This window comes from Bradyrhizobium forestalis (genome assembly GCF_002795245.1).
Classification (GTDB): domain Bacteria; phylum Pseudomonadota; class Alphaproteobacteria; order Rhizobiales; family Xanthobacteraceae; genus Bradyrhizobium; species Bradyrhizobium forestalis.
Window position 1 is genome coordinate 381876 of record NZ_PGVG01000002.1, and the last position, 24764, is coordinate 406639.

Consider the following 24764-nt stretch of genomic DNA (forward strand, 5'->3'; position numbering starts at 1 on the left):
GCTTGGACGAGCCGCTTCGACTGACGCGTGAAGCGCCTCAGACTATGCTCGACGGCACCGGATCTGCGCGTCCAACCTCAATCTCAAACAGTCGGGGTAACGCCATGAATCGCCGCCAGTTTCTTGCCTCCAGCGCCGCCCTGTTGGCGGTCCGCCCAAGTTTTGCCCAGGAAGGCCCGTTCCGGACAAAATATTTCCCGATCAGCGCCGGCATCGGCCTGCACGATCTCACGCCCGCCCCTGATGGCGCGATTTGGTTCACGGCACAGGGCAAGGGCCTGCTCGGCAGGCTCGATCCGAAGAACGGCACTTTCAAGACGGTCAGCCTCGGCCAGGGCGCTGCCCCACACGGCGTGACTGTCGGCCCCGACGGCGCGCCCTGGATCACCGAGGGCGGCCAGAACGCGATCGCGCGGGTCGATCCCGGCGATCTCAAGGTGACGCTGTTCCGCCTGCCGGAAAAGTTTGCCTCCGCCAATCTCAACACCGGCGTGTTCGACAAGGACGGCACCTATTGGTTCACCGGCCAGTCCGGCTATTACGGCCGGCTCACGCCGAAGACCGGCGAGATGAACGTCTTCAAGGCGCCCAAGGGCGTCGGCCCCTACGGCATCACGGTCACGCCCAAGGGCGATGTCTGGTACGCCTCGCTCTCTGGCAGCTACATCGCGAAGATTGACCGCGCGACGGGCAACGCCGGCGTGGTCGAGCCGCCGACGCCGGGCGCGGGCTCGCGACGGGTCTGGTCGGATTCAAAGAGCCGGATCTGGGTCAGCGAATGGAACAGCGGCCACGTCTCGGTGCACGATCCCGCCGACGGCTCCTGGAAGACCTGGAAGCTCCCGGGCGAACGCCCCCGCGCCTACGCCGTCTTCGTCGACGACAAGGACAAGGTCTGGCTGAGCGATTTCTCTGCGAACGCCATCGTCCGCTTCGATCCCATGACCGAGCGGTTCAACGTCTTCGCGAGCGACAAGGCCAATGCCGCTGTGCGCCAGCTCGACGGCAGGCCGGGCGAGCTGTGGGGCTGCGAGTCCGGCAACGACCGCATTGTGCTGATTCAGACGATGGCCGCTGGTTGACGACGGCAAAAATTGCGTCCATCCCGACGTCTTGAAAGGACGTCACGATGGCGAAGAAATCCCTCCAGCTCGGCCGCGCGGTCGAGTGGCCGCACACACCGGAAGAAGCCCAGCTCGACCGCGTGCCCAATCCGCAAAAGGGCACCGATTACCTGGTGCGCTTCACCGTGCCGGAATTCACCTCGCTCTGCCCGGTCACGGGCCAGCCGGATTTCGCCCATCTGATGATCGACTACGCGCCGGGTGCGTGGCTGCTGGAATCGAAATCCCTCAAGCTCTACATCGCGAGCTTCCGCAACCACGGCGCCTTCCACGAGGACTGCACAGTGATGATCGGCAAGCGCATCGCTTCCGAGATCAAGCCGAAATGGCTGCGCATCGGCGGCTACTGGTATCCGCGCGGCGGCATCCCGATCGACGTGTTCTGGCAGACCGGCCGCGTGCCCAAGGGACTGTGGGTGCCAGAACAGGGCGTCGCGCCCTATCGGGGGCGCGGCTAGGTCCTACACATATCCGGTTCACCACGCGTACCGCACCACGCCCTTGCCTGCGTAGGAGCGCGTGACACCGGAGAATTCGCCCTCGAACGTGCCGGCGGCCGACCAGCCGTTCAGCCACTTTTTCTCAACCGATCCCGTCACCAGCGCGGCATCCGCGGCCATCGCCGCGCCGTTCACGACGAAGCTCGCGCCGGGCAGCGTCTGGAATGTGGCCCCGACGGCGCGGTCCGGACTGAAATCATGCGCCCAGGCAAGCCGTCCGCGCAGCGTGACGATGCCGTCGGCCTGAGCGAAGGCCTTGTCGGTGCGCAAGCCGAGCTCGGTGCGGGTGTCGGTGACGCTCTTCGCATTGTAGGCCAGCGCAAACTGGTTGCTGCCGACGATGGCCTGCTCGGCGTAGGCCGGCAGATCGAACGTCGTGAACTGCGCGGCGGCATAAGGCGTGAGACCGACGCCCTGCGTGACGAAGCGATAGCCGCCTTCGAGCCGGCCGGAATAGGTGTTGGCATTGAACTCGGCGCGCAGGCGATCGACGCCGGCAACTGTCACCGTGCGATCGGTGGTGATGTCCTGCCAGCCATAGGCCAGCGCGCCGGTGATGTAGGCAGGCCCGATGATGTGCCGGAAGAAGGCGCCGGCCTGGAACAGGTCGGAGCGGCCGCCGCCGAGTGCATTCGCCACGGTGAAGTTGGTGCCGCCGCCGGCAAGCGCGAAGCCGACCAGGGTATCGCGCGAGATGCGATAATCCGCGCCGACAGCGGTGCTATAGAGGCTGCTGGTGGTGGTGTTCGAACCGATGGTGGTGTTTCCGTCGGTTTGCTGCGCCCCGCCGAACGCCGCTGCCCAGACGCTCCACCGCTGCGCGAACGAGGGCGCAACCGGCGCCTTGGTGTAGATCGCGGCATAGGCATCGCGCTCGCTCTTGCTGCGACCGGCGTTCTTTGCCGCATAAGCCAGGCTCTCGTCGGCATAAGCGTTCGGTGCGCCGTCGGTGCTGATCGGCTCGCCGCGCCCCGCGATGAACGGATCCGTCATCACGCCCATGAACTGGTTCATGGCGTTGAAGGTCGCCTGCTGCGGCGCGCTGCCGACCTCGCCGGAGAGCTGGGTCAGACCGGTGGGCGTCAGGCCGCCGAACGCGATCGGGATCGTGCCGTTGCTGTTGAAGTAGTTGATGATCGCGTTGCCGACGTTCTGCTGGTTACCGTTGAGGTTGCCGGACGGTGGCACGAAATCCAGCGCCAGATTCAGATAGGCATGCCCCCCGATGGTGTCATAGCTCAGGCTGGTGTGGAAGCCGGACGGCAGGCCCGAATTGGAGACCGTCGGATCGAATGTACCGGTGATGCTGCCGGCATTCAGGATCGTGTACTGCTTGGCAACGTAGGAACCGGCTGCAAAGAACGCGACGACGCTGGCACCGCCAAGGGTGGCATTGCCGGTCACGTTGGCAAATGTCGAGGTCGCGGGATTCGCGTAGACATAATACGTCGCCCCCGATTGCATCGCGAGGCTGGCCAGGGTCATGGACGTTCCCGGCGTAATGCCACCCGGCGTCAATGCTCCGCCCGCGTTGACTTGGGTGGCGCCCACCGTGCCGCTGCCGGCCAGCGTGCCATTCGCGTTCACGGTGGTGAGGGCTGACGACGCAAGCGACCCATCGACAACCAGGGCACCAGCGTTGACGATGGTGCTCCCGGTGTAGGTGCCGCTATTGCCCGAGAGGATCAGGGCGCCGGAACCGGTCTTCACGAAGCTACCCGTGCCAATGATAGATCCGGCGAACAGAGACGTCGAATTGTCGCCCCCGACCGTCGCGGCGAACGCGCCCGTATTCAGCTGGGTGCCCGCCACGCCGGCGAGTGACCCGTAGGTCGCGCCGCCGGAGGTCGAGTAGACATTCGCGCCGGCAGCCGTCATGTCCACCCGCCCCGTGACGCTGCCGCCATAGGTGTTCATCGAAGCGAGACTGCCGGACAGTGTCACGTTGCCGTTGATCGTCCCATAGAGCTGCGTGTATCCGCCGGCGGCGTTGATCGATCCATTGATCGTCCCGGTGGGATCGACGACGATATTGGCGCCGATGGCGTTGCTGATGGTGTTTGTCGCATTCAGCGTTCCCGTGACTCCAAGATTGCCGTCGTTGGTCACGGTCGTCGCATTGACCGTCCGGCCGGCGTCGACCCAGGTGGCGTGAATCATCGCACTGGACTGGTTGATCAGCGTCGTTACGGTGAGATCGCCGCCTGAGACAAAAAGGTCGGATATTGCACCGGTCGTCAGGGTCCCGTTGACGGTGAGCGCACCGGTCACCGTGAAAGTACCGCTTTGATGATCGACGTTCCCGTTGATCGTGCCGGCTGCGTTCGCCGTGCCGGAATTCGTCAGTCCGCCATTGACCGTTCCAGTGGTCGTGAAGGTGCCGCCGGCCGCGTTCGTCGTCCCGGCAGTCGTCGTCACCGTACCGCCGTTGGTGAACGTGCCGGCGTTGTTGACGATGCTGGTCGCGCTCAGCGTCCGGCCGGTCGAGACCTGGACCGCGGTGGCCGAGGTCGAATTGTTCGTAAGCGTCGTAATGCCGGTGAAGCTGCCGAACTGCACGGCCAGGCTCGACGTCGCGTTGTTGGTCACCGCACCGTTGGTGGTGAGGTCGTTGATCAGCGCGAAGACGCCGCTGCCTTGATTGGTGATGCCGTCATTGAACCCGCCCCTCGCGTTGGCCGTGCCCGAATTCGTCAGCCCGCCGTTGACCGTGCCCGTCGTGTTGAAGGTAGCGCCCGCGGCATTGGTCGTGCCGCCGGTCGTCGTGATCGAGCCATTATTGCCGAACGTGCCACCATTGTTGGCGATCGTCGTCGCAGAGATGATGCCGGACGGGGTGTTGGAGAAGCCGCTGGTGGTCGTGATGTCGCCGATCAGGGTACCTTGATTGCTCGCGATCGCACTGACGGTCAGCGACGTCGTCAGAGTGCCGGTGTTGACGAAGGTCCCGGCTGTAACGCTGGTGGTGGTGAACGAATTGGTGCCGGACAGCGTCAACCGGCTGGACCCCGCCTGCGAGATCGTCGTGCCCGTCATGTTGTTGCTGATCGAGATGAAAGTACCGACGCCGACGGCATTGTTGGTGATGCCGCTGACGAAATTCACCGCCTGACCGGTTATCGTGTAGCCCTGGGACGCAGCATCGAAAGTCCAGGACTGGGGTGAGATGGGGCCAAGGGTAACCGTGACGGCCGCCGTGCCCGTGCCGGAAAAGGTCGCGGTTTCGCCGGCGGTGTCGGGGACGGTGTTTGTCGACCAATTGGTCGGCTCGTTGTAATTGCCGTTGGCGACGCCGCCATCCTGCCAGACCTGCGCTCGCGCCAGGGACGGCAACAACAGAACTGTCGCAAGAGCTGTGCCGGCCAGAAAAGCCCTGCTCAAGAGCGCCCCACGCGTGGGCCCAACCCCGTCCGCCCGGATCATTGAAAATTCCGCTGGGGCCCTGCGCTGCCCTTGATTGCCAGTTATTTCAAACGGGAAATATCTAGCTGCTTCGCCACCGGCGAACCATCGATGATCGGGTTCGTCGCCGGATGAGCCGGCGATTTCCTCTGCGGTGTGATTGTAGGGCAACAGAGGGTTGCATATTTACCAGGCACCCGGGGAGATCTGACTGGAATTTCGGTCAGCCGTGGGGCGCGTCGATGCGCCCAGCCCCTAATACGCGCTCAGCAGATCGACTTTCGTGTTCGCCAGCACCAGCCGTCGCGCCAGAATCGCGGCGAGGTTGCGCATGATCTTCAGGGACGTTTCCGGGTGCAGGCGGCGGTAGTCGGCAAAACTGTCGAGCGGCAGTTCGAGGCAAGTGACGGGCGTGTCGGCGAAGACATCGGCGCTGCGGCTTTGCTCCAGGATCGCCATCTCGCCGAACTCCATGCCCGGGCCAAGCGAGGCGAGGCGCACGCCGCTCGGCAGCTTCACGCTCACCATGCCGCTCTGGAGAAAGAACAGCGAGCTGGCGGGCTCGCCGGCCGCAATGATGCGCCGGCCGGCCGCGTAGTGTCGCGTGGTCGACAGCTCAACGATGGCAGCGATCTCCTCGGCGTCGAGCTCGGCGAGCAGCGCCTGCTCGTGGAGATGCGCATTCTCCTTCACGTCGGTGAAGCCGCCGAAGCGGTAGATCACCTGGTCCTCGGCCCATTCGATGGCATCGTCGAGCAGCGCGAAGCGCCGCAGCCGGCGCGGATCGGCCGTGCGCGCGGCGATCGCGGTCCACACCGCGGACGCCTCCTCGAAACCGGATAGAATGGCGGTGACGCCGGCATTGCCAAGAGCGGTCAGCGTTTCGCCCAGAAGCTCCGCGCCGGCCGCGGTGACGTCGGGGACGCGACGGAAATCGATGATCAGGAGCGGCGCGTTCGGCGGCTCACTGGTGAGCCTCCGCGTGACGTAGTCGATCGTGCCGAAATTCATTGCGCCGACCAGCTCGAGCACGCGGATGTCGCGATGGCGCTCGTCGAGAATCTGCTGCTCATGGGGTTGACGGCTACGGCGCGAAGAGATGCCGTAGACATCGTAATCCGCCATGATACTGGTGCGAACATCGGCGTTGCGATTGAGCATGTGCAGGTCGAACCGTGCCGACAGCGCCTCGCAGACCTTCAGGCCGCGCACGCTGTTGAAGTGGCTGTCGAGCAGCGGCGAGAAGGTGCCGAGTCCGAGTTGCGAGGGCAGCGCCGCGACGATGCCGCCGCCGACCCCGCTCTTGGCGGGGATGCCAACGCGATAGGTCCACTCGCCGGCATAGTCGTACATGCCCGAGCTCGTCATCACCGATAGCGTGCGCGCGACGATATGCGGCGTGATCACCTGCACGCCCGTCACCGGATTGATGCCGCGATTGGCGAGCGTTGCCGCCATCACCGCGAGGTCGCGCGCGGTGACCAGGATCGCGCATTGGCGGAAATAGACGTCGAGCACGGCGTCGACGTCGTCGGGTAGCACCGCGTAATTCCGCAGCAGCCAGGCAATGGCGCGGTTGCGATTGCCGGTCGCGGTCTCCGAGGCGTGCACGGCCTCGTCCACCCCGAGCTCGCGTCCGGCGAACTCGCCGAGCTTGGTGCGGACGCGCTCGAAAGCGCCCTTCCCGTCCACCCCATAGATCAGGCCCGAGCAGGCGATCGCGCCGGCATTGACCATCGGGTTGAAGGGACGGTTGTCGTTGGTGAGCCGGATCGAGTTGAACGCCTCGCCGCTCGGCTCGACGCCGATGGTGGCTGCGACGCGCGCCTCGCCGACCATCTCCAGCGCCAGCGCGAAGACGAAGGCCTTTGACACCGACTGGATCGTGAACGGCACGGCGCTGTCGCCGACCTCGTAGACATGACCGTCGATGGTGACGAGCGCGATGCCGAAATGATCGGGGTTGACGCGCTTCAGTTCGGGAATGTAGTCGGCAAGCTCGCCGGAATTGTCGAGCCGGAATTCGGCGTGGCAATCGGCCAGGAAACGCCGCAGCGGCGGCTTGGTGAGATATCCGGTCGAATGGGCCGTACCGGCTGCGCCGGCCGAATGACTGGTCTGGACGTCCACGGTCTCACACCTCGATTTGCCCAGAATCGAAGCAATTCATGTGCCATGTATACCGGGCCGATGGTGTCGTGGTGGGGCGCAACGCCCGCTGAAGTCACCGAATGCACGTCAGCGCGCATCCGCCGGTGCACGCGGCTTGAGCAGCCGGGCGCAGACGAGCCCCAGCACCACCATGATCGCAGCGCTCACAAGCAGTGTCGGCAGCTTGCCGCCATGCTGGAGGCCAAAGCCGTAGGCGAGCGGCCCCACCGTCTGCCCCATGAAGAAGAAGAACGAATGCAGCGACATCGCGGTGGCACGCGCCTCGACCGAGAGCTCGCTGGCAAACACTTGCAGGCAGCCATGGGCCATGTAGAAACCCCAGCCCATCACGATGAGGTTGAGCGCCTGGATCTCCCAGCGCGGGCCGAAGGCGACCGCGACGAGCTGCGAGGCGACCAGCGTCATGCCTGCGATCATCATGCCCTTGACGCCGAGCCGTGGCAGCATGCGCGACACCGTCAGCGTGTAGAACAGGCCACCCACCGCAAAGCCCGCGATGACGATGCCGGCGATCGACAGCGAGGTCTGCCCAAGCTCGAACAGGAACGAGGCGATGTAGGGAAACAGGCCGAGCACGCAGCAGCCCTCGATGAACACGGCCGAGTAGCAGACATAGGCGTTCGGATTGGTGAAGATGGTGCGATAGCCGGCCTTCAGCGCCGACAGGCTCGTCTTCGGCGGATGCTTGACCCTGGCGCCGTGGAAGCCGGCCGCAACGGCGATCGAAGCGACGATCACGAGCGCACCGAGCACCGCGAGCACGCCGCGCCAGCCGAGGAAATCGCCGATCAGGCCGGAGGCCGAGGCGCCCAGCAGATTTCCGGTCATGGCGCCTGCAAGCGTGCGGCTGATCGCAACCTGGCGTTTCTCGGGCCCGACGAGATCGCTGGTGAGGCTGAGCGCCACCGGAAACACGCCTCCGGAGCCGATACCAGCCAGAATGCGAGTCACGAACAGCAACGAGAACGAGCTCGAGAGCGCACCGAGGATGTTGGCGAGGCCGAGCAGCGCGAGGCAGCCGATCATCAGCCGCGTCTTGCCGAACAGGTCGGCGGCGGCGCCGATAATCGGCTGGATGATCGAGAAGGTGAAGGCGAACACCGCGGCAAAGCCGGCGGCGGTGGCGATGCTGACGCCGAAATCCTCGGCGACGTGCGGCAGCACCGGATCGAGCGCGCGCGCCGACAGAGCCGCGGCGAAGCTTGCGCCTGATATGACGTAGAGCGCTGCCGGCAAGCCGTGATCGTGCGGCCGCGCCTCGCCTTGCTGCATCAGCGCGGATTCTTTGCCAGCGTGTCGAACGCCATCAGCCTGCGGATCAGCCCCTCGAACTCGCGCAGCGGCACCATGTTGGGGCCGTCGGAGGGCGCGCGATCGGGATCGGGATGGGTCTCGATGAAGACGCCGGCAACGCCAACGGCGACGGCCGCGCGGGCGAGCACCGGCACGAATTCGCGCTCGCCGCCCGACGAGGTCCCCTTCCCGCCCGGCTGCTGCACCGAATGGGTGGCGTCGAAGATCACGGGCGCGCCGGTGGTGCGCGCCAGGATCGGCAATGCGCGCATGTCGGAGACGAGCGTGTTGTAGCCGAAGGAGGCGCCGCGCTCGGTGACGAGCACGTTGGGATTGCCAGTGCTGGTGATCTTGGTCACGACGTTGGCCATGTCCCAGGGTGCCAGGAACTGGCCCTTCTTGACGTTGACGACCTTGCCGGTCGCGGCCGCAGCAAGAAGCAGATCGGTCTGCCGGCATAGGAAGGCGGGTATCTGCAAGACGTCCACGGCCTGCGCCACCTCGGCGCATTGCGTGGCCTCGTGCACGTCGGTCAGCACCGGCAGGCCGAGCGAGGATCGGATCTCCGCGAAGATCGGCAGCGACTGCGCCAGGCCCAGCCCGCGCGCCGCGGATGCGCTGGTGCGGTTGGCCTTGTCGAACGAGGTCTTGTAGACGAGGCCGATGTGCAGCCGCGCCGCGATCTCCTTCAGCGCGGACGCGACCTCCAGCGCATGCTGGCGGCTCTCGAGCTGGCACGGCCCGGCAATGATCGAGATCGGCAGATCATTGCCGAATTTGACGCTGCCGATGGTGACGACCGGCGCCGCTGACGTCGAAGAGCTCAAGGCAAATCCCTCGTTTCGGCGCGACCATAGCCGCCATGAGGGTCGGATCAACCCTATTTCACCCGGGTGTTCGAATATCAGGGTTGCGCCAGGGTTCCCTGCCCGGTGCCCGCCCCGCTACTTCACCGCCGAGAAGGCGGTCGGCGCCAGAATCTGGCTGACGATGTTGGCAACGATCTGGCCATCGGCCTCCGACTTCGCCCGCGCCTCGTGCCAGTCCGGATCGGTCGTGAACGCGCCCCACTTCTTCTCGCGCTCGGCGAGCGAGTCCCAGGCGAGGAAATAGGTCAGCTCCTGGTTGGATTCGCCTATCAGCGTCGTGAAGAACCCGGCCTGCTTGATGCCGTGCTTCTCCCAGATCTTGAGCGTGGCGGTCTCGAACCGCTTGAGCAAGGCCGGCAGGCGGCCGGGCACGCAACGATACTGACGCATTTCGTAAATCATTCGTGTTCCTCCCTGGACAGGCGCGGCGGTTATAACGGCTGGCCAGGACGGTGTCTTGAGCGCCGCTCGCTCGCCCCTGTGGCGTTCTGCGCATGGCTTAAGCTTCCGGGGCTGCCAGACTCCCGCAATGCTGCCGCAATGATCGGGCCGCTAGAAGGGCTCAGTTGCGGTTCAGGTGCCCTTACATGCGGATTTTGCTCGTCGAGGATGAAGCGGAAATGGCCGGTGCGCTGGCTTCGGCGCTGAAGCGCTACGACATGGTGGTGGACCACGCCCCGACGCTCGCCGAGGCGGAGGAAGCCATCTCCGCCGACGTCCATGCCGCGGTCCTGCTCGACCGCCAGCTTCCTGACGGCGATGGCCTCGCCTTGATCCCAAAGCTCCGCGCGCGCGCCGACGGCGTGCCGATCATCGTCCTGACTGCGCGCGGCGAGCTCGCCGACCGCATCGCCGGGCTCGACGGCGGCGCCGACGACTATCTGGCAAAACCGTTCGCGGTCGAGGAGCTGCTGGCGCGGCTGCGCGCCGTGCTGCGGCGGCCCGCCGGCCTCTCCCCCGAAATCATCCGCGCCGGCCGCCTCGCCTTCGACCTCAGTCATCGCGAAGCCAGCATCGACGGCCAGCCGTTCGAGCTGCCGCGCCGCGAGCTCCTTGTGCTCGAAGCCCTGGTCCGCCGCATGGGCCGGACCGTGCTGCGCTCGGCCCTGGAAGAGGCGGTCTACAATTTCGACGACGAGATCCAGTCCAACGCGCTCGACACGCATGTCTCGCGTCTCAGGCGAAAGCTCGCGGAAGCCGACGCGGGTATCGAGATCCACGGCATTCGCGGCGTCGGCTATCTTCTCAAGAAGCTGCCAGCCTGAAGACGCCAATATGAGCAAGCACGACGATCCCTATTGCCTGCGCTCGCGCTTGAGCTGGCGCCTGCTCTCGCTTCAGGCCGCGATCCTGGTCGCGCTGGTTGCAGTCGTCCTCGCCGGGCTTTGCGCCTCCGGCTTCGTGCTGGCAGAGAGGGACGAGGACCGCGTCATCGATGTCGTCCAGCGCGCGCTCACGCGCGAGGCGCAAGGCGGACTGGCCTTGCGGGCGACGGCCGAGCTGCAGCAGTTGCGCAGCGAGACGCCGGACCTCTGGTTCCTGGTGCGCGACCGGCAGGGTCGTTTTCTCAGCGAAGGCACCGTACCGGCCGAATTCGCCGCGATCGGCAGTGGCCTCGACCAGATCAGCCAGGCGCGGCTCGGCTGGCAGATGTTCGAGGACGATCCGCGTAAGCCGGCGGCGCGGATGAAGCGGGTCGATACCGATGCGGGCAATGTGCAAATCATCACGGCGACACAAGGACGCCTGACCGGCGCCAAGGCACTGTTCACGACATCCCTTGCGTTCCTCGGCATCGCCCTGCCCGGCCTGCTCCTGATGGGAACGGCGACCTTCATTGCCACGCCAATGATCGTACGGCGCGCGTTCAGGGGGCTCGATACCGCGGCGGACGAAGCGCGGCGCATCGATATCCATCAACGCGGCGCGCGGCTCCCGATAGAACGGATTCCGCTGGAGGTCGTGCCGCTCGTGACCGCGATCAACGACGCGCTGGCGCGGCTCGACCAGGGCTATGCCCGCCACAAGCGCTTCGTCGCGGACGCCGCACATGAGTTGCGCACGCCGATCGCGATCCTGAACACGCGCCTGGAGTCACTTGCCCCTGGGCCGGACAAGAATCGCCTGCTGGAGGATGCGGCGCGGCTGGCGACGCTCGCCGAGCAATTGCTCGATATCCAGCGCCTCGACCGCTGCGGCCATCCTTTCACGCGCGTCGATCTCGCCGCCGTTGCGCAAAGCGTCGCCGCCGACCTCGCGCCGCTGGCGATCGCGGCCGGCTACGAGCTCGCGCTCGATGCGCCGTCGACACCGGTCGAGACGATCGGCGATGCGGCGGCCCTGGAGCGCGCACTGACCAATCTCGTGCAGAACGCGATCCAGCACGGCCCTCGCCGCGGCACGATCGGGATACGCGTCGGCAGGCCTGCAAACATCGAGGTCACGGATGAAGGCGCCGGAATTCCCGCCGATCAGCGCGAGCAGATCTTCGAACCGTTCTATCGGCTGACGCCGCTCGATCGCGGTGCCGGCCTCGGCCTCAACATGGTGCGCGAGATCGTGCAGCTGCATGGCGGCCACGTCTCGGTGGCGGATGGGCCGGAAGGTGGCGCCTGTTTCCGGATGACGCTGCCGCCGGTCCGGCAGGCTTGATTCAATCCGCATCCGCTTCCGACAGCGCAATGCTGTCGCAATGCGCCTCCGCGACACTGCATCCGTCTCACCTCTGCTCTTCCGGAGGTGCAAACCAAGATGCCGGAGTGCGCATGCCCAACGATTTCCTTTCCTTCTTCCTGTCCTGGATGTCGTCCCCGCGTCGGGTCGGAGCTGTCGCACCATCGGGTGCGGCGCTCGCCGATCTCATCACGCGCGAGATCAGCGCATCGACGGGGCCGATTCTCGAGCTCGGGCCCGGCACCGGCGCGTTCACCTACAAGCTGCTCAAACGCGGCGTCCGGCCGCAGGATCTCACGCTGATCGAATACGGCTCCGACTTCGTGAAGCTGCTGCAACTGCGCTTTCCCGGCGCACGCGTGCTGTGGATGGACGCAGGCCGGCTGACGACCGAGCGCCTCTATGACGGCGCCCCCGTCGGCGCGGTCGTGAGCGGCCTGCCGCTGCTCAACATGTCCAGGCGCAAGGTCATCTCGATCCTCAGCGGCGCGTTCAGTTATGTCCGTCCCGGTGGCGCCTTCTACCAGTTCACCTATGGCATGAGCTGCCCGGTGCCGCGGCCCGTGCTCGACCGGCTGGGCCTGCGCGCAAAGCTCGTGGATCGCGCCCTGCTGAACGTACCGCCCGCCGCCGTGTACAGGCTGACGCGGCGACCACAGATGAAGCTGATCACGGGATCGCTTGCGCCTGAACCATCAGCGCGGGCCGCGTTGGAGCCGATGCATCAAGCGCGCGACTATTCTGCCGCGCGCTGAGCCGTCAGACCAGCCGGCTCTGCTTCGCCGCCGCCTCGATGAACGACGCAAACAGCGGATGCGGCTCGAACGGACGCGACTTCAGCTCGGGGTGGAATTGGACGCCGATGAACCAGGGATGATCCTCGTACTCGACGATTTCAGGCAGCACGCCGTCGGGCGACAGCCCTGAGAATTTCAGGCCGTGCTGCTCGAGACGGTCCTTGTAGGCGGTGTTGACCTCGTAGCGGTGGCGGTGACGCTCGGAGATCTCGGTCGCGCCGCCATAGACCTGCGAGACGCGGCTGCCGCGGTTGAGCGTTGCCGGATAGGCGCCGAGCCGCATCGTGCCGCCGAGGTCGCCCGCCTGCGAGCGCTTCTCGAGCTCATTGCCGCGCAGCCACTCCGTCATCAGGCCGACCAGCGGCTCCTTGGTCGGGCCGAACTCGGTGGAGTTGGCGTCCTCGATGCCGACGAGGTTCCGCGCGGCCTCGATCACCGCCATCTGCATGCCGAAGCAGATGCCGAAATAGGGCACGTCGCGCTCGCGCGCGAACTGCGCCGCCTTGATCTTGCCTTCGGCGCCGCGCTGGCCGAAACCGCCCGGGACCAGGATGCCGTTGACGTGCTCGAGGAACGGCGCCGGATCTTCCTTCTCGAAGATCTCGCTCTCGATCCAGTCGAGATTGACCTTCACCTTGTTGGCGATGCCGCCATGCGAGAGCGCCTCGATCAGCGACTTATACGCATCCTTCATGCCGGTGTATTTGCCGACGATGGCGATGGTGACGTTGCCCTCGGGGTTGCGGATGCGCTCGTTGATCTCCTGCCAGCTGCGCAGCTCCGGCGGAATCCGCGAGGCGATGCCGAAGGCCGCGAGCACTTCGTCATCGAGGCCCGCATTGTGATAGGCCTCGGGCACCGCGTAGATGTTGTCGACGTCGCGCGCCTCGATCACGGCGCTTTCGCGCACGTTGCAGAACAGCCCGAGCTTGCGCCGCTCTTCCTTCGGGATCTCGCGATCGGTGCGGCAGAGCAGGATGTCCGGCTGGATGCCGATGGAGCGCAGCTCCTTGACCGAGTGCTGCGTCGGCTTGGTCTTGAGCTCGCCAGCGCTCGGAATGTAGGGCAGCAGCGTCAGGTGGATGTAGACGGCGTGATCGCGCGGCAGCTCGTTCTTGAGCTGGCGGATCGCCTCGAAGAACGGCAGGCCCTCGATGTCGCCGACGGTGCCGCCGATCTCGACCAGCACGAAGTCGTAATCGTCATTGCCGTCGAGGACGAATTCCTTGATCGCGTTGGTGACGTGCGGAACCACCTGGATGGTCGCGCCGAGATAATCGCCGCGGCGCTCCTTGGAGATGATGTCCTGGTAGATGCGTCCCGTGGTGATGTTGTCGGCCTTGGTCGCCGGCCGGCCGGTGAAGCGCTCGTAGTGACCGAGATCGAGATCAGTCTCCGCGCCGTCGTCGGTCACGAACACTTCGCCGTGCTGATACGGCGACATCGTTCCGGGATCGAGGTTGAGATAAGGGTCGAGCTTGCGGAGGCGGACCTTGTAGCCCCGGGCCTGCAACAGGGCACCCAGTGCCGCCGAAGCCAGACCCTTGCCGAGCGAGGAAACCACGCCGCCGGTGATGAATATGTACCGCGCCATGGGACTTAACCTCTAATCCCTCGAATACGATTCGCCAAAACGATTCGTATTCCGCCCCAAAGATTTTGCGGGCCTGTGGGTGATCCAGAACTGAGAGTGGTAACAGTGCCTTGATGGGGATTTTTGATGCAGGACGGTAGCAGCCGACCTGCATGGCCCCCTTGCTTTATTGTGAGCGCGGCACCTGCGGGCCCGATGGCGCCTGGTTCTGCTGCTGCTCGTCGACCTTCTTCAGCGAATCCAGGATGCCGCCCGAGGTCGGCGGCGCGATCGGCGAGCCGCCGGCCGGCTGGGTCTGCGACGGCTGGCCGATGATCGACGACGGCTTGCGGTCGTAGCCGGCATACCAGGACAGGAACAGGCTGGTGAGGAAGAAGCCGACGGCCAGAATCGCGGTGGTCCGCGTCAAAAGGTTCGCAGTGCCGCGGCTCGACATGAAGCCCGCGCCTCCGCCCATGCCAAGCCCGCCGCCTTCCGACTTCTGCAGCAGCACGGCGCCGATCATGACGGCGACGATCATGAGGTGGATGACGATGACAACGGTTTGCATAATATCCTTCCGTCACAAGCGGGCGGCGCCTGACGGCGGCCGATCGCGCTTCGCGGGTTTTCCTGAAGTTGCGCGGTGTTACACGATCGGAGGGGGTATTGCCACCCCCGATCGGGTCCGAACCAACGGTTTGGGTTAGCTAGGGGCAGCCCTTGGCGATGGCAAGGAAATCGGCCGCTTTCAGGCTGGCTCCACCGACCAGCGCACCATTGACGTTTTTCACCGCCATCAGCTCGGCTGCGTTCGAGGGCTTGACCGAACCACCGTAGAGAATCCGCATCCTGGCCCCCTCGTCCTTGAACCTGGAGGTCAGGAGTTCCCGGATAAAGCCATGAATCTGCTCGACATCCTTGGCCGTGGGGGTCAGGCCGGTGCCGATCGCCCAGACCGGCTCATAGGCCACGATCAGGTTGGCCGCGGTCGATGCGTCCGGCAGCGAGAGGTTGAGCTGACCGCGCAGGATCTCGAGAGTCTGGCCGGCGTCGCGCTGGGCTTGCGTCTCGCCGATACAGACGATCGCCGTCACCCCGGCGCGCCAGGCGGCCTCCGCCTTCTGCTTGACCAGGATATCGCTCTCGCCGTGGTCGGCGCGGCGCTCGGAATGGCCGACGATGATGGCGGTCGCCCCGGCATCCGTCAGCATTTCGGCGGCGATATCGCCGGTATGGGCGCCGGAGACCTTGGGGTGGCAGTCCTGGGCCCCTACCGCGGCCTTCTTGCCACGCGCCTTCTCGGCGAACGCCGCAATCAGGGTCGCCGGCGGGCAGACCAGCAGGTCGGCCTTGCCAGCCACGTCTGCCGCGCCGTTGAGCATGGCGTCGAATTCGGCAGCCTGGGCCTTCAGCCCGTTCATTTTCCAATTGCCGGCGATCAGCGGTCGGATGGCGTCGGTCATGTCAAATTCCAGCGATATGAGGTTTGTGCATGCGCTAGCAGAGGTGCTCCTGCAGTTCCAGAGACCAGGGGGCATTTAACCGCAGCTTCTCGCCGCCGCATGAGGCGAGGTTGCGGGGGGAAAGCCGCCACTTTATGATGATCTATCAATTTGGTGACGCGCTTTTGCGGAATCTGCATTAAGACGCGCTCCCGTTCCCCTCCTGACCAAACAAGTTGGACCAAATGCTTCGAGGAATGCGCAAGGCCTCATCAAACTGGCTCGGCAAGACCATTATGGCCGTGGTGATGGGCGTGTTGATCGTCAGTTTCGGCATTTGGGGCATCGCTGACATCTTCCGCGGCTTCGGGCAGTCCACGGTGGCCAAGATCGGCAGCACCGAGATTTCGCTCAACGAGTTCCGGCAGATCTACACCGACCGCCTGCAGCAGATCAGCCGCCAGTTCGGCCGCCCGCTCACGCCCGACCAGGCGCGCGCCTTCGGCCTCGACCGCCAGGTGCTGCAGCAGACCATCGCGGAAGCTGCCCTCGACGAAGAGGCGCGCCGGCTCGGGCTCGGCCAGTCCGACGCGCAGATCCGCCAAGTCATCATGAACGATCCCAACTTCAAGGGCGTCGGCGGCAATTTCGATGCCAACCGCTTCCAGGCCGTGATCCGCAATTTCGGCTATACCGAGCAGCGCTACGTCGCCGAGCAGCGCAAGGTGTCGCTGCGCCGCCAGATCACCGGCACGATCGGCGCCGGCCTGGAGCCGCCGAAGGCCATGATCGACGTGCTGACACGCTACCAGAACGAGCAGCGCGCCATCGAATTCGTCAAGCTCGACGCCGCACAGGCAGGCACCATCGACGCGCCCTCGCCCGAAGCCCTCGCCACCTATTTCGAGGATCACAAGGTCCAGTTCCGCGCGCCCGAATACCGCAAGATCGCCTTCGTCGTAATCTCGCCGGAAGAGATCGGCAAGTGGACCGAGGTCTCCGACGAGGACGCCAAGAAGGTGTTCGAGCAGCGCAAGGACCGGCTCGGCACGCCGGAGAAGCGCCAGATCCATCAGATCGTATTCCCCAATGCCGCCGAGGCGCAGGCCGCGCGCGAGCGGCTCGCCGGCGGAATGTCGTTCGAGGATCTCGGCAAGGAGCGCGGGCTGAGTGCCTCCGACGTCGACCTTGGCCTCGTGACCAAGTCTTCGCTCGATTCCGCAGTCGGCGACGCCGCCTTTGCGCTTCCCGTCGGTGAGATCAGCCAGCCGATCCAGGGCGCCCTCGGCACCTCCATCGTCAAGGTCGACAAGATCGAGCCGGGCAATGAGGCCGACTACGCGAAGCTTGCCGGCGACATCAAGCGCGAGATCGCGGCCGACCGTGCGCGCGTCAAGGTCGCCGACCTCCGCGACAAGATGGAAGACGAGCGCGGCGGCGGCTCGAGCGTGATCGACGCGGCGCAGAAGCTCGGCCTCACCGCCGTGACCATCGACGCCGTCGACCGCTCCGGCCGCGCCCCGAACGGCCAGCCGGTCGCCAACATCCCGCAGGGCCTCGACGTGGTGTCGCAGGCCTTCAACACCGATGTCGGCGTCGACAACGACGCAATCTCATTCAAGGGCGGCTATGTCTGGTACGACGTGCTCGCCATCACCCCCTCGCGCGACCGCAATCTCGACGAGGTCCGCGACCAGGTCGAGGCGCGCTGGCGCCAGGACCAGATCGCGGCAAAGCTGAAGGCCAAGGCGACCGAGATGGTGCAGAAGCTCGAAGCCAGCGGCAAGCTCGCTGACGAGGCCGCCGCGGTCGGCGCCAAGGTCGAGACCGCCACCGGCGTCAAGCGCGACGACTCGCCCGCCGGCGTGCCCGGCACTGTCGTGGCGGCCGCGTTCCGCACTGCCAAGGATGGCGTCGGACAGACGGCCGTGAGCGGCGGCAGCGAGGTGATCGTCTTCCGCGTCACCGACATCGTCGATCCCGCGGTCGACTTCGCCTCCGACCCGGTCAAGAAGCTGAAGGAGAGCCTCGACCGGGCCCAGACCGAAGAGCAGGTCGCTTCCTACGTCAACAAGCTTGAAACCGACATCGGGACCACCATTAATCAGGCCGCCTTCGCGCAGGTGACCGGCGCGAACCAGTGAGTTGAAAGCACGCGATGGACGACCTGAAATCGATCATTGGAAAAGTGGCGACCGGCGCCAGCCTGTCGCGTGACGAGGCCGCTTCCGCCTTCGACGCCATGATGTCCGGCGAGGCCACGCCCTCGCAGATGGGCGGCCTCTTGATGGCGCTCAGGGTGCGCGGCGAGACCGTGGACGAGATCACCGGCGCTGTCGCGGCGATGCGCTCCAAGATGCTGACCGTGACGGCGCCGCCTGACGCCGTGGACATCGTCGGCACCGGCGGCGACGGTTCCGGCTCGGTCAACGTCTCGACCTGCGCCGCCTTCATCGTCTCGGGCGCCGGCGTGCCCGTGGCCAAGCACGGCAACCGCGCGCTGTCGTCGCGCTCGGGCGCCGCCGACGTGCTGGCCTCGCTCGGGGTGAAGATCGATCTCAAGCCGGAGCAGGTCGGACGCTGCGTGCGCGAATGCGGCATCGGCTTCATGTTCGCCCCCGCCCACCATCCCGCCATGAAGAATGTCGGCCCGACCCGGGTCGAGCTTGCCACGCGCACGATCTTCAATCTGCTCGGCCCGCTGTCCAACCCGGCCGGTGTGAAGCGGCAGATGGTCGGCGTGTTCTCAAGGCAATGGGTGCAGCCGCTGGCACAGGTGCTGAAGAATCTCGGCTCCGAATCCGCGTGGGTGGTGCACGGCTCCGACGGTCTCGACGAGATCACCCTCACCGGCCCGACCTTCGTCTCCGCGCTCCACAATGGCGAGATCCGGAATTTCGAGGTGACCCCGGAGGAAGCCGGGCTCTCGCGTTGCGAGGCCGGGGCTCTGAAGGGCGGGGACGCCGACGCCAATGCGATCGCGCTGCAGAGCGTGCTCGACGGCAAGCCGAGTCCCTATCGCGACGTGGCGCTGATCAACGCCGCCGCCGCACTGGTCGTGGCCGGCCGTGCCAAGGACCTCAAGGAAGGCGTCGCGATCGGCGCCCGCTCCATCGACAGCGGCGCGGCCAAGGCGAAGCTGAAGCACCTGGTCACGGTCTCCAACAGCTGAATTGCGCATGTCCGACATCCTGACCAAGATCGAGACCTATAAGCGCGAGGAGATCGCGGCAGCGAAGCGGACGCGCCCGCTCTCCACCTTGGAGGCGCAAGCCAAGGCCGCGTCCGCGCCGCGTGGCTTCCTGCATGCGATCAAGAGCAAGCTCGCCGATGGCGACTACGCGCTGATCGCGGAAGTGAAGAAGGCCTCGCCCTCCAAAGGTCTCATTCGCGCCGATTTCGACCCGCCGGCCCTCGCAAGAGCCTATGAGGCAGGCGGCGCGGCCTGCCTTTCGGTGCTGACCGACACACCGTCGTTCCAGGGCCATCTCGACTTCATGGTGGCGGCGCGCGCGGCAACGTCGCTGCCGGTGCTGCGCAAGGATTTCATGTTCGACACCTATCAGGTGGTCGAGGCGCGCGCGCATGGCGCCGACTGCATCCTGATCATCATGGCTGCGCTCGATGATGCCGCTGCCAGGGATATCGAAGACGCCGCCCTCGCCTGTGGCATGGATGTGCTGATCGAGATCCACGACCGGGCCGAACTCGATCGGGCGCTGAAGCTGCGCTCGCCGATGATCGGCGTCAACAACCGGAATCTGCGCACCTTCGAGACCACCCTGGCGACCAGCGAGGCGCTGGCTCCGCTGATTCCGGGCGACCGGCTGATGGTCGGCGAGAGCGGCATCTTCACGCCGGAAGATCTCGCCCGGCTCGAGCGGGTCGGCATGTCGACGTTCCTGGTCGGCGAGAGCCTGATGCGGCAGGCCGACGTCACCGCGGCGACGCGCGCGCTGCTCGCGCGCAAGACGACGGCGCGCGCGACGGGCACGCGCTGACATGGCGCGCAAGCCAGCGAAGACGAAGACGGCCAAATCCAAGGCCGGCCCCGCCCTCACCCATATCGGCGCCTCCGGCGAGGCGCGAATGGTCGACGTCTCGGACAAGCCCGCGACCGAGCGGCTCGCCGTCGCGGAAGGCCGCGTCGTCATGACAAAGGCAACGCTCGACCTGATCGTGTCCGGCAACGCCAAGAAGGGTGACGTGCTCGGCACCGCGCGCATCGCCGGCATCATGGCCGCCAAGCGCACCTCCGAGCTGATCCCGCTCTGCCATCCACTCGCGCTGTCGAAGGTCACGGTCAACATCGAGCCGGATGCAAAACTGCCGGGCTGCCTCGTTCGCGCCAGCGTGAAGGTCACGGGCCCGACCGGCGTCGAGATGGAGGCCCTCACGGCCGTCTCGGTCGCCTGCCTCACCATCTACGACATGATCAAGGCGGTCGAGCGCGGCGTGCGCATCGAGGGCATCCATCTGGTCGAGAAGCTCGGCGGCAAGTCCGGCCATTACCGCGCCTGAAGCGCGCTTGCTTCAACGAACCGCCCTTGCGAGCGCGCGCATCGATTGCTTTTGTGCGCGGCCATTCACGTTGCGTTAACCGCGCTTCCTAACTTTGCCTCCACACCGTCCCCGTAAACCAGCGGGTGTTCTTAGGCTCATGAATTGATCCTGACGTGTGCGCGGCAATGATCCAGCATGAAGATGAAATTCGGCAGTCGTCTCTTTGACCAGGTCTTCGTGCGCAGCGGACCGATCCGCTGGCTGGTGGTGGGCGGCACGCTGCTGATCGCGGCCATCGCCATAGGTTCGGTCCTGATGGCGCAGAATTTCCGGGAGCGGGCGCTGCGCAACTCCGGCCGCGAGCTGGAAAACACCGTGCTGCTGCTCGCTCATCATTTCGATCAGCAATTGCAGGACTTCGCCGTCATCCAGAAGGATTTCGTCGACTACGTCCGCGCGACCGGTATCACGACCGGAGAAGCCTATCGCAAGCGCCTGTCGGGCGAGGACGTCCACCGGATGCTGCGATCGAAGATCGAGGCGCTGCCCTACATGGGCGGCGTCAACATCATCGATGCCGAAGGCAATCTGATCAACTCGTCGACGGCGTGGCCGGCTCCAAAAGTGAACGTTGCCGATCGCGCCTACTTCCGCACCTTCAAATACGATCCCCATTCGCCCGACGTCCTGATCGAGCCGCTGCATAGCCGCATCTCCCGCGCATGGACCATTCTGGTGGCCCGGAGGATCGTCGGGCCGAGCGGCGAGTTCCTCGGTGTCGTCGGACGCGGGATCGAACCCGCCAATTTCGAGAAATTCTTCGCCTCCGTCGTGCTCGGCGAAGGCGCGACGATCTCGATGCTGCATCGGGACGGCACGCTGCTCGCGCGCTATCCCCATTCCAGCGATTTGATGGGACGGAATTTCAAGACCGGTCCGTTCGAGCATCAGAGAGTGTTCGGGCTCGATCATTTCGCCGGCCGTTTCACGAGCCCCGTCGACGGCGAGGACCGGCTGATCTCCTCGCGGGTCCTGCCCCACTTCCCGATCCTGATGATGGCCACCACGACGCGCGCGGCGGCCCTGGCGGACTGGCGCGAGCAGATCGGCATCCTGATCTCGGTCGCGGCCTCGTCCGCGCTTGCCATCGCAGGCGTGCTGATCGCGGTCGTGCGCAAACTGCTGGAGCAGCACCGCCTTTCGCGCGAGCGGCTGACGCTGGAAAAGCAGCGGCTCGACCGCGCCGTCAACAACATGACGCAGGGCCTTTTGCTGTTCGACGCCGAGCGGCGGCTCGTGGTCTGCAACCACCGCTACATCGAGATCTACGGGCTGTCGGCACAGATCGTGAGGCCCGGCTCCAGCTTCCGCGACATCATCGCCCATCGCAAGGCAACCGGCTCGTTCACAGGCGACGTCGACGCTTACGTCGCGCTCGTGCTGAAGGACATCCACGTCCGCAGTTCCATGGTGATCGACACCTCCGATGGCCGCTCGATCCAGATCCTCAACGAACCGCTCGCGGATGGCGGCTGGGTCGCGACCCATGAGGACATCACGGAGCGCCGTCGCATCGAGGAGCGCATCACCCACCTCGCCCATTACGACGCACTGACGGACCTGCCCAACCGCGCCATGTTCCACGAGCATCTGCGGCACGAGCTGGCCGCGGTCGGCGGCGGCGAGCAGATCGCGGTGCATTACATCGACATCGACGAGTTCAAGGGCGTCAACGACGCGCTCGGCCATCTCGTCGGCGACGAGCTGTTGAAATCGGTCGCGGCGAACCTCGGCCGCTGTGCGGGCCCGGCGGACTTCGTGGCGCGGCTCGGCGGCGACGAATTCGCCATCGTACAGAGCGCGGTGACGTCGCTGGACCAGGTCGACGAGCTCGTCGCACGGGTCTTCGAAGCCATCCGCACGCCGTTCGACTGCATGGGCCATCATCTCACCGCCGATGCCAGCATCGGCATCGCGCTCGCGCCGGAACACGGCACGGCGCTGGACCAGATCCTGAAGAACGCCGACATGGCGATGTACGCGGCGAAGTCCGCCGGACGCCGCACCTACCGCTTCTTCGAGCCGGACATGGACGCCAAGGTCCGCGAGCGCCGCCAGATCGAGAGCGACCTGCGCCACGCCATCGTCCAAGGGGGTCTCGAAGGCGGGCTCGAGGTCTATTACCAGCCCTGCCTCGGCCTCAAGGACGACCGCATCACCGGCTGCGAGGCGCTGGTGCGCTGGCGCCATCCCGAGCGCGGCTGGGTCTCGCCGGCCGAATTCATCCCGATCGCTGAAGACACCGGTCTGATCAACGAGATCGGCGAATGGGTGCTGGCGACCGCGTGCCGCGACGCGGCAAGCTGGCCCGACGACATCCGCCTCGCCGTCAACGTCTCGCCCGTGCAGTTCAAGAGCGGTACGCTGGCGCTGAAGATCATGGCCGCGCTCGCTGCGTCGAACCTGCCGGCGAGCCGGCTCGAGCTCGAGATCACCGAGGCGGTCCTGATCCGCGACGACGATGCCGCGCTCGCGATCCTGCACCAGCTCCGTGCCATCGGCGTGCGCATCGCGCTCGACGATTTCGGCACCGGTTACTCATCCCTGAGCTATCTGCATCGCTTCCCGTTCGACAAGATCAAGATCGACCGCTGTTTCGTCGACGACATCGCCCGCCCCGACGGCTCCGCCAGCATCGTTCAGGCCGTCGTCAATCTGGCGGCCGCCCGCCGCATGACCACGACAGCCGAAGGCGTCGAGACCGAGGAGCAGCAGCGCCTGCTTCGCACGCTCGGCTGCGCCGAGATGCAGGGTTATCTGTTCAGCGCCGCCAAGCCGGCCGACAAGATGCTGGAGCTGTTCGCTCTGCATCGCAGCCGGCTCGCCCGACGCGAAGGCAGCGAGAGCCGCCGCCGCGAGGCCGGTTAGGTCTACGAGACAGCGCAACAAACGAATTCGCCCGGAAGCGGTCATCCGCTCCCGGGCGATCCAGATCTGGATCTCGTAAGGTCTAGTTCGGCACTGCAGCCTTCGTCGCGGGCTTGGCGGCGACCGCATTCGCGGTGACGCCGTGGAGGAAGTCGTAGGCCGCGTGCAGGGCCTTGTCGTCCTTCTCTTCCGGCGGGACATAGGATTGCGAGCCGGTCTGCTCGGTGCCGTCGGCGGCCTGCAGATGCCCGCGCATCTGCGACTCCGCCATGGTGTCCATGCGGCCCTTCAGCTCGGGCGGCACGTCCTGGAGGATCTCGATGTCGGGCGCGATGCCTTGCGCCTGGATCGAGCGGCCCGACGGGGTGTAGTAGCGCGCCGTGGTCAGCGCCAGCGCGCCGTTGCCGGAGCCGAGCGGAATGATCGTCTGCACCGAGCCCTTGCCGAACGAGCGCGTACCGACGATCGTGGCACGCTTGTGGTCATGCAGCGCACCGGCCACGATCTCCGAGGCCGAAGCCGAGCCACCATTGACCAGAACCACGAGCGGCTTGCCCTTGGTGAGATCGCCGCCATGCGCGGTGAAGCGCTGGGTTTCTTCCGGACTGCGGCCGCGGGTCGAGACGACCTCGCCGCGCTGCAGGAAGGCGCTCGACACCGACACGGCCTGGTCGAGCAGGCCGCCCGGATTGTTGCGCAAATCCAACACGTAGCCTGTGAGCTTCTCGGGCTGGACCTGCTTGGAGATCGACGCGATCGCCTTCTTCAGCCCGTCGGTGGTCTGCTCGTTGAAGGAGGTGATACGGATATAGCCGATGTCGCCGTTCTCGACGTGGAAGCGCACGGGGCGCACATGGATGATCTCGCGCGTGATCGCGACGTCGAGCGGCGCGTCCGCGCCCTTGCGCACGATGGTGAGCTTGGTCTTGGTGTCGACCGGTCCCTTCATCTTGTTGACCGCCTGCTCGAGCGTCATGCCCTGCACGGCCTCGCCGTCGATCTTGCTGATGAGATCGCCGGACATGATGCCGGCCTTCGACGCCGGCGTGTCGTCGATCGGTGAGACGACCTTGACGAGGCCGTCCTCCATCGTGACCTCGATGCCGAGGCCGCCGAACTCGCCGGAGGTGGTCTCCTGCATCTCGGTCCAGGCCTTGGCATTCATGTAGCGCGAATGCGGATCGAGCGACGTCACCATGCCCGTGATCGCACCCTCGATCAGCTTGGCATTGTCGGGCTTCTCGACATAGCTGGCCTTGACGCGCTCGAACACCGCGCCGAACAAGTTGAGCTGGGAATAGGCATCATCCGCGCTCGCTGCCGCCCGCGCCGCCCATACTCCGCCGTGCGGGCTGGCTACCAGAAGGGTCAGACACGCTCCGGTGAGCGCGCCCAGGGGGAACAGCAGGTTTTTCCGCATGGGTGAGGTAGCCTTTTGCTTGGCGGTTCTCTTGGGGCTGGGAAGCGCCATGCAAATGGCGATCC

19 protein-coding genes are annotated in these 24764 nt (G+C 65.7%); 10 read left to right on the plus strand and 9 right to left on the minus strand.

The window, feature by feature from the left end:
• The first annotated feature begins 104 nt into the window (after positions 1-104).
• The gene (locus tag CVM73_RS04190; RefSeq protein ID WP_100230721.1) at positions 105-1082 is read left to right on the plus strand and encodes a Vgb family protein; all 978 of its coding nucleotides are present in this window, start codon (positions 105-107) and stop codon (positions 1080-1082) included.
• Between the two features lie 47 nt (positions 1083-1129).
• A complete protein-coding gene (gene queF, locus CVM73_RS04195) occupies positions 1130-1582 on the plus strand; it encodes a preQ(1) synthase (RefSeq protein WP_100230722.1) in 453 nt (150 codons plus the stop codon).
• Positions 1583-1600: 18 nt separating this feature from the next.
• Here queF and CVM73_RS04200 read toward each other — a convergent pair whose 3' ends face one another.
• From CVM73_RS04200 to CVM73_RS04220, 5 genes are all read right to left on the minus strand, one after another.
• Positions 1601-5005, minus strand: coding sequence for an autotransporter domain-containing protein (locus CVM73_RS04200; protein ID WP_245452207.1), 3405 nt, complete (start codon positions 5003-5005; stop codon positions 1601-1603).
• A gap of 276 nt (positions 5006-5281) precedes the next feature.
• Positions 5282-7156, minus strand: coding sequence for a glutaminase A (gene glsA, locus CVM73_RS04205; RefSeq protein WP_100230724.1), 1875 nt, complete (start codon positions 7154-7156; stop codon positions 5282-5284).
• Positions 7157-7264: 108 nt separating this feature from the next.
• Positions 7265-8470, minus strand: coding sequence for an MFS transporter (locus CVM73_RS04210; RefSeq protein WP_100230725.1), 1206 nt, complete (start codon positions 8468-8470; stop codon positions 7265-7267).
• Positions 8470-9318, minus strand: a complete 849-nt coding sequence (kdsA, locus tag CVM73_RS04215) for a 3-deoxy-8-phosphooctulonate synthase (protein ID WP_100230726.1) — start codon at positions 9316-9318, stop codon at positions 8470-8472. Before kdsA ends, CVM73_RS04210 begins: the two co-directional genes overlap by 1 nt.
• A 117-nt stretch (positions 9319-9435) precedes the next feature.
• The gene (locus CVM73_RS04220) at positions 9436-9762 is read right to left on the minus strand and encodes an NIPSNAP family protein (protein ID WP_100230727.1); all 327 of its coding nucleotides are present in this window, start codon (positions 9760-9762) and stop codon (positions 9436-9438) included.
• Between the two features lie 185 nt (positions 9763-9947).
• Between CVM73_RS04220 and CVM73_RS04225 the strand changes: the two genes are divergently transcribed.
• From CVM73_RS04225 to CVM73_RS04235, 3 genes are all read left to right on the plus strand, one after another.
• Positions 9948-10625 (plus strand): response regulator, encoded by a 678-nt coding sequence (locus CVM73_RS04225; RefSeq protein ID WP_100230728.1) that lies wholly within the window; start codon positions 9948-9950, stop codon positions 10623-10625.
• Positions 10626-10635: 10 nt separating this feature from the next.
• Positions 10636-12012: a sensor histidine kinase gene (locus CVM73_RS04230; protein WP_100230729.1), complete on the plus strand. Its 1377-nt coding sequence runs from the start codon at positions 10636-10638 to the stop codon at positions 12010-12012.
• 113 nt (positions 12013-12125) lie between these two features.
• Positions 12126-12788 carry a class I SAM-dependent methyltransferase gene (locus CVM73_RS04235; protein ID WP_167406611.1) on the plus strand — a complete coding sequence of 221 codons (663 nt, stop codon included), beginning with the start codon at positions 12126-12128 and terminating at the stop codon, positions 12786-12788.
• 4 nt (positions 12789-12792) lie between these two features.
• Here CVM73_RS04235 and pyrG read toward each other — a convergent pair whose 3' ends face one another.
• The 3 genes from pyrG to tpiA all read right to left on the minus strand — a co-directional run bounded on the left by pyrG (position 12793) and on the right by tpiA (position 15869).
• Complete coding sequence (gene pyrG, locus CVM73_RS04240; protein WP_100230731.1) at positions 12793-14424, minus strand: CTP synthase; 1632 nt, start codon at positions 14422-14424, stop codon at positions 12793-12795.
• A 166-nt stretch (positions 14425-14590) separates the two neighbouring features.
• Positions 14591-14974 (minus strand): preprotein translocase subunit SecG, encoded by a 384-nt coding sequence (gene secG, locus CVM73_RS04245; RefSeq protein ID WP_100230732.1) that lies wholly within the window; start codon positions 14972-14974, stop codon positions 14591-14593.
• Positions 14975-15113: 139 nt separating this feature from the next.
• Complete coding sequence (tpiA, locus tag CVM73_RS04250; RefSeq protein WP_100230733.1) at positions 15114-15869, minus strand: triose-phosphate isomerase; 756 nt, start codon at positions 15867-15869, stop codon at positions 15114-15116.
• Positions 15870-16093: 224 nt separating this feature from the next.
• Between tpiA and CVM73_RS04255 the strand changes: the two genes are divergently transcribed.
• The 5 genes from CVM73_RS04255 to CVM73_RS04275 all read left to right on the plus strand — a co-directional run bounded on the left by CVM73_RS04255 (position 16094) and on the right by CVM73_RS04275 (position 23279).
• Complete coding sequence (locus tag CVM73_RS04255) at positions 16094-17992, plus strand: peptidylprolyl isomerase (protein WP_100230734.1); 1899 nt, start codon at positions 16094-16096, stop codon at positions 17990-17992.
• 14 nt (positions 17993-18006) lie between these two features.
• On the plus strand, positions 18007-19020 hold the full coding sequence (gene trpD, locus CVM73_RS04260) for an anthranilate phosphoribosyltransferase (RefSeq protein ID WP_100230735.1): 1014 nt from the start codon (positions 18007-18009) through the stop codon (positions 19018-19020).
• Positions 19021-19027: 7 nt separating this feature from the next.
• Positions 19028-19849, plus strand: coding sequence for an indole-3-glycerol phosphate synthase TrpC (gene trpC / locus CVM73_RS04265; RefSeq protein ID WP_100230736.1), 822 nt, complete (start codon positions 19028-19030; stop codon positions 19847-19849).
• Between the two features lies 1 nt (position 19850).
• Positions 19851-20369 (plus strand): cyclic pyranopterin monophosphate synthase MoaC, encoded by a 519-nt coding sequence (gene moaC / locus CVM73_RS04270; protein WP_100230737.1) that lies wholly within the window; start codon positions 19851-19853, stop codon positions 20367-20369.
• A 177-nt stretch (positions 20370-20546) separates the two neighbouring features.
• Entirely contained in the window at positions 20547-23279 is a 2733-nt protein-coding gene (locus CVM73_RS04275; RefSeq protein WP_100230738.1) for a bifunctional diguanylate cyclase/phosphodiesterase, read from the plus strand.
• An 82-nt stretch (positions 23280-23361) separates the two neighbouring features.
• Here CVM73_RS04275 and CVM73_RS04280 read toward each other — a convergent pair whose 3' ends face one another.
• The gene (locus CVM73_RS04280) at positions 23362-24699 is read right to left on the minus strand and encodes a S41 family peptidase (RefSeq protein ID WP_100230810.1); all 1338 of its coding nucleotides are present in this window, start codon (positions 24697-24699) and stop codon (positions 23362-23364) included.
• Positions 24700-24764 lie beyond the last annotated feature (65 nt).

Coding starts and splice junctions, on each gene's coding strand:
- CVM73_RS04190 (WP_100230721.1), top strand. CDS start 105: ATGAATCGCCGCCAGTTTCTTGCCTCCAGCGCCGCCCTGTTGGCGGTC.
- queF (WP_100230722.1), top strand. CDS start 1,130: ATGGCGAAGAAATCCCTCCAGCTCGGCCGCGCGGTCGAGTGGCCGCAC.
- CVM73_RS04210 (WP_100230725.1), bottom strand. CDS start 8,470: ATGCAGCAAGGCGAGGCGCGGCCGCACGATCACGGCTTGCCGGCAGCG.
- CVM73_RS04220 (WP_100230727.1), bottom strand. CDS start 9,762: ATGATTTACGAAATGCGTCAGTATCGTTGCGTGCCCGGCCGCCTGCCG.
- CVM73_RS04225 (WP_100230728.1), top strand. CDS start 9,948: ATGCGGATTTTGCTCGTCGAGGATGAAGCGGAAATGGCCGGTGCGCTG.
- CVM73_RS04230 (WP_100230729.1), top strand. CDS start 10,636: ATGAGCAAGCACGACGATCCCTATTGCCTGCGCTCGCGCTTGAGCTGG.
- CVM73_RS04235 (WP_167406611.1), top strand. CDS start 12,126: ATGCCCAACGATTTCCTTTCCTTCTTCCTGTCCTGGATGTCGTCCCCG.
- pyrG (WP_100230731.1), bottom strand. CDS start 14,424: ATGGCGCGGTACATATTCATCACCGGCGGCGTGGTTTCCTCGCTCGGC.
- secG (WP_100230732.1), bottom strand. CDS start 14,974: ATGCAAACCGTTGTCATCGTCATCCACCTCATGATCGTCGCCGTCATG.
- tpiA (WP_100230733.1), bottom strand. CDS start 15,869: ATGACCGACGCCATCCGACCGCTGATCGCCGGCAATTGGAAAATGAAC.
- CVM73_RS04255 (WP_100230734.1), top strand. CDS start 16,094: ATGCTTCGAGGAATGCGCAAGGCCTCATCAAACTGGCTCGGCAAGACC.
- trpD (WP_100230735.1), top strand. CDS start 18,007: ATGGACGACCTGAAATCGATCATTGGAAAAGTGGCGACCGGCGCCAGC.
- trpC (WP_100230736.1), top strand. CDS start 19,028: ATGTCCGACATCCTGACCAAGATCGAGACCTATAAGCGCGAGGAGATC.
- moaC (WP_100230737.1), top strand. CDS start 19,851: ATGGCGCGCAAGCCAGCGAAGACGAAGACGGCCAAATCCAAGGCCGGC.
- CVM73_RS04275 (WP_100230738.1), top strand. CDS start 20,547: ATGAAGATGAAATTCGGCAGTCGTCTCTTTGACCAGGTCTTCGTGCGC.
- CVM73_RS04280 (WP_100230810.1), bottom strand. CDS start 24,699: ATGCGGAAAAACCTGCTGTTCCCCCTGGGCGCGCTCACCGGAGCGTGT.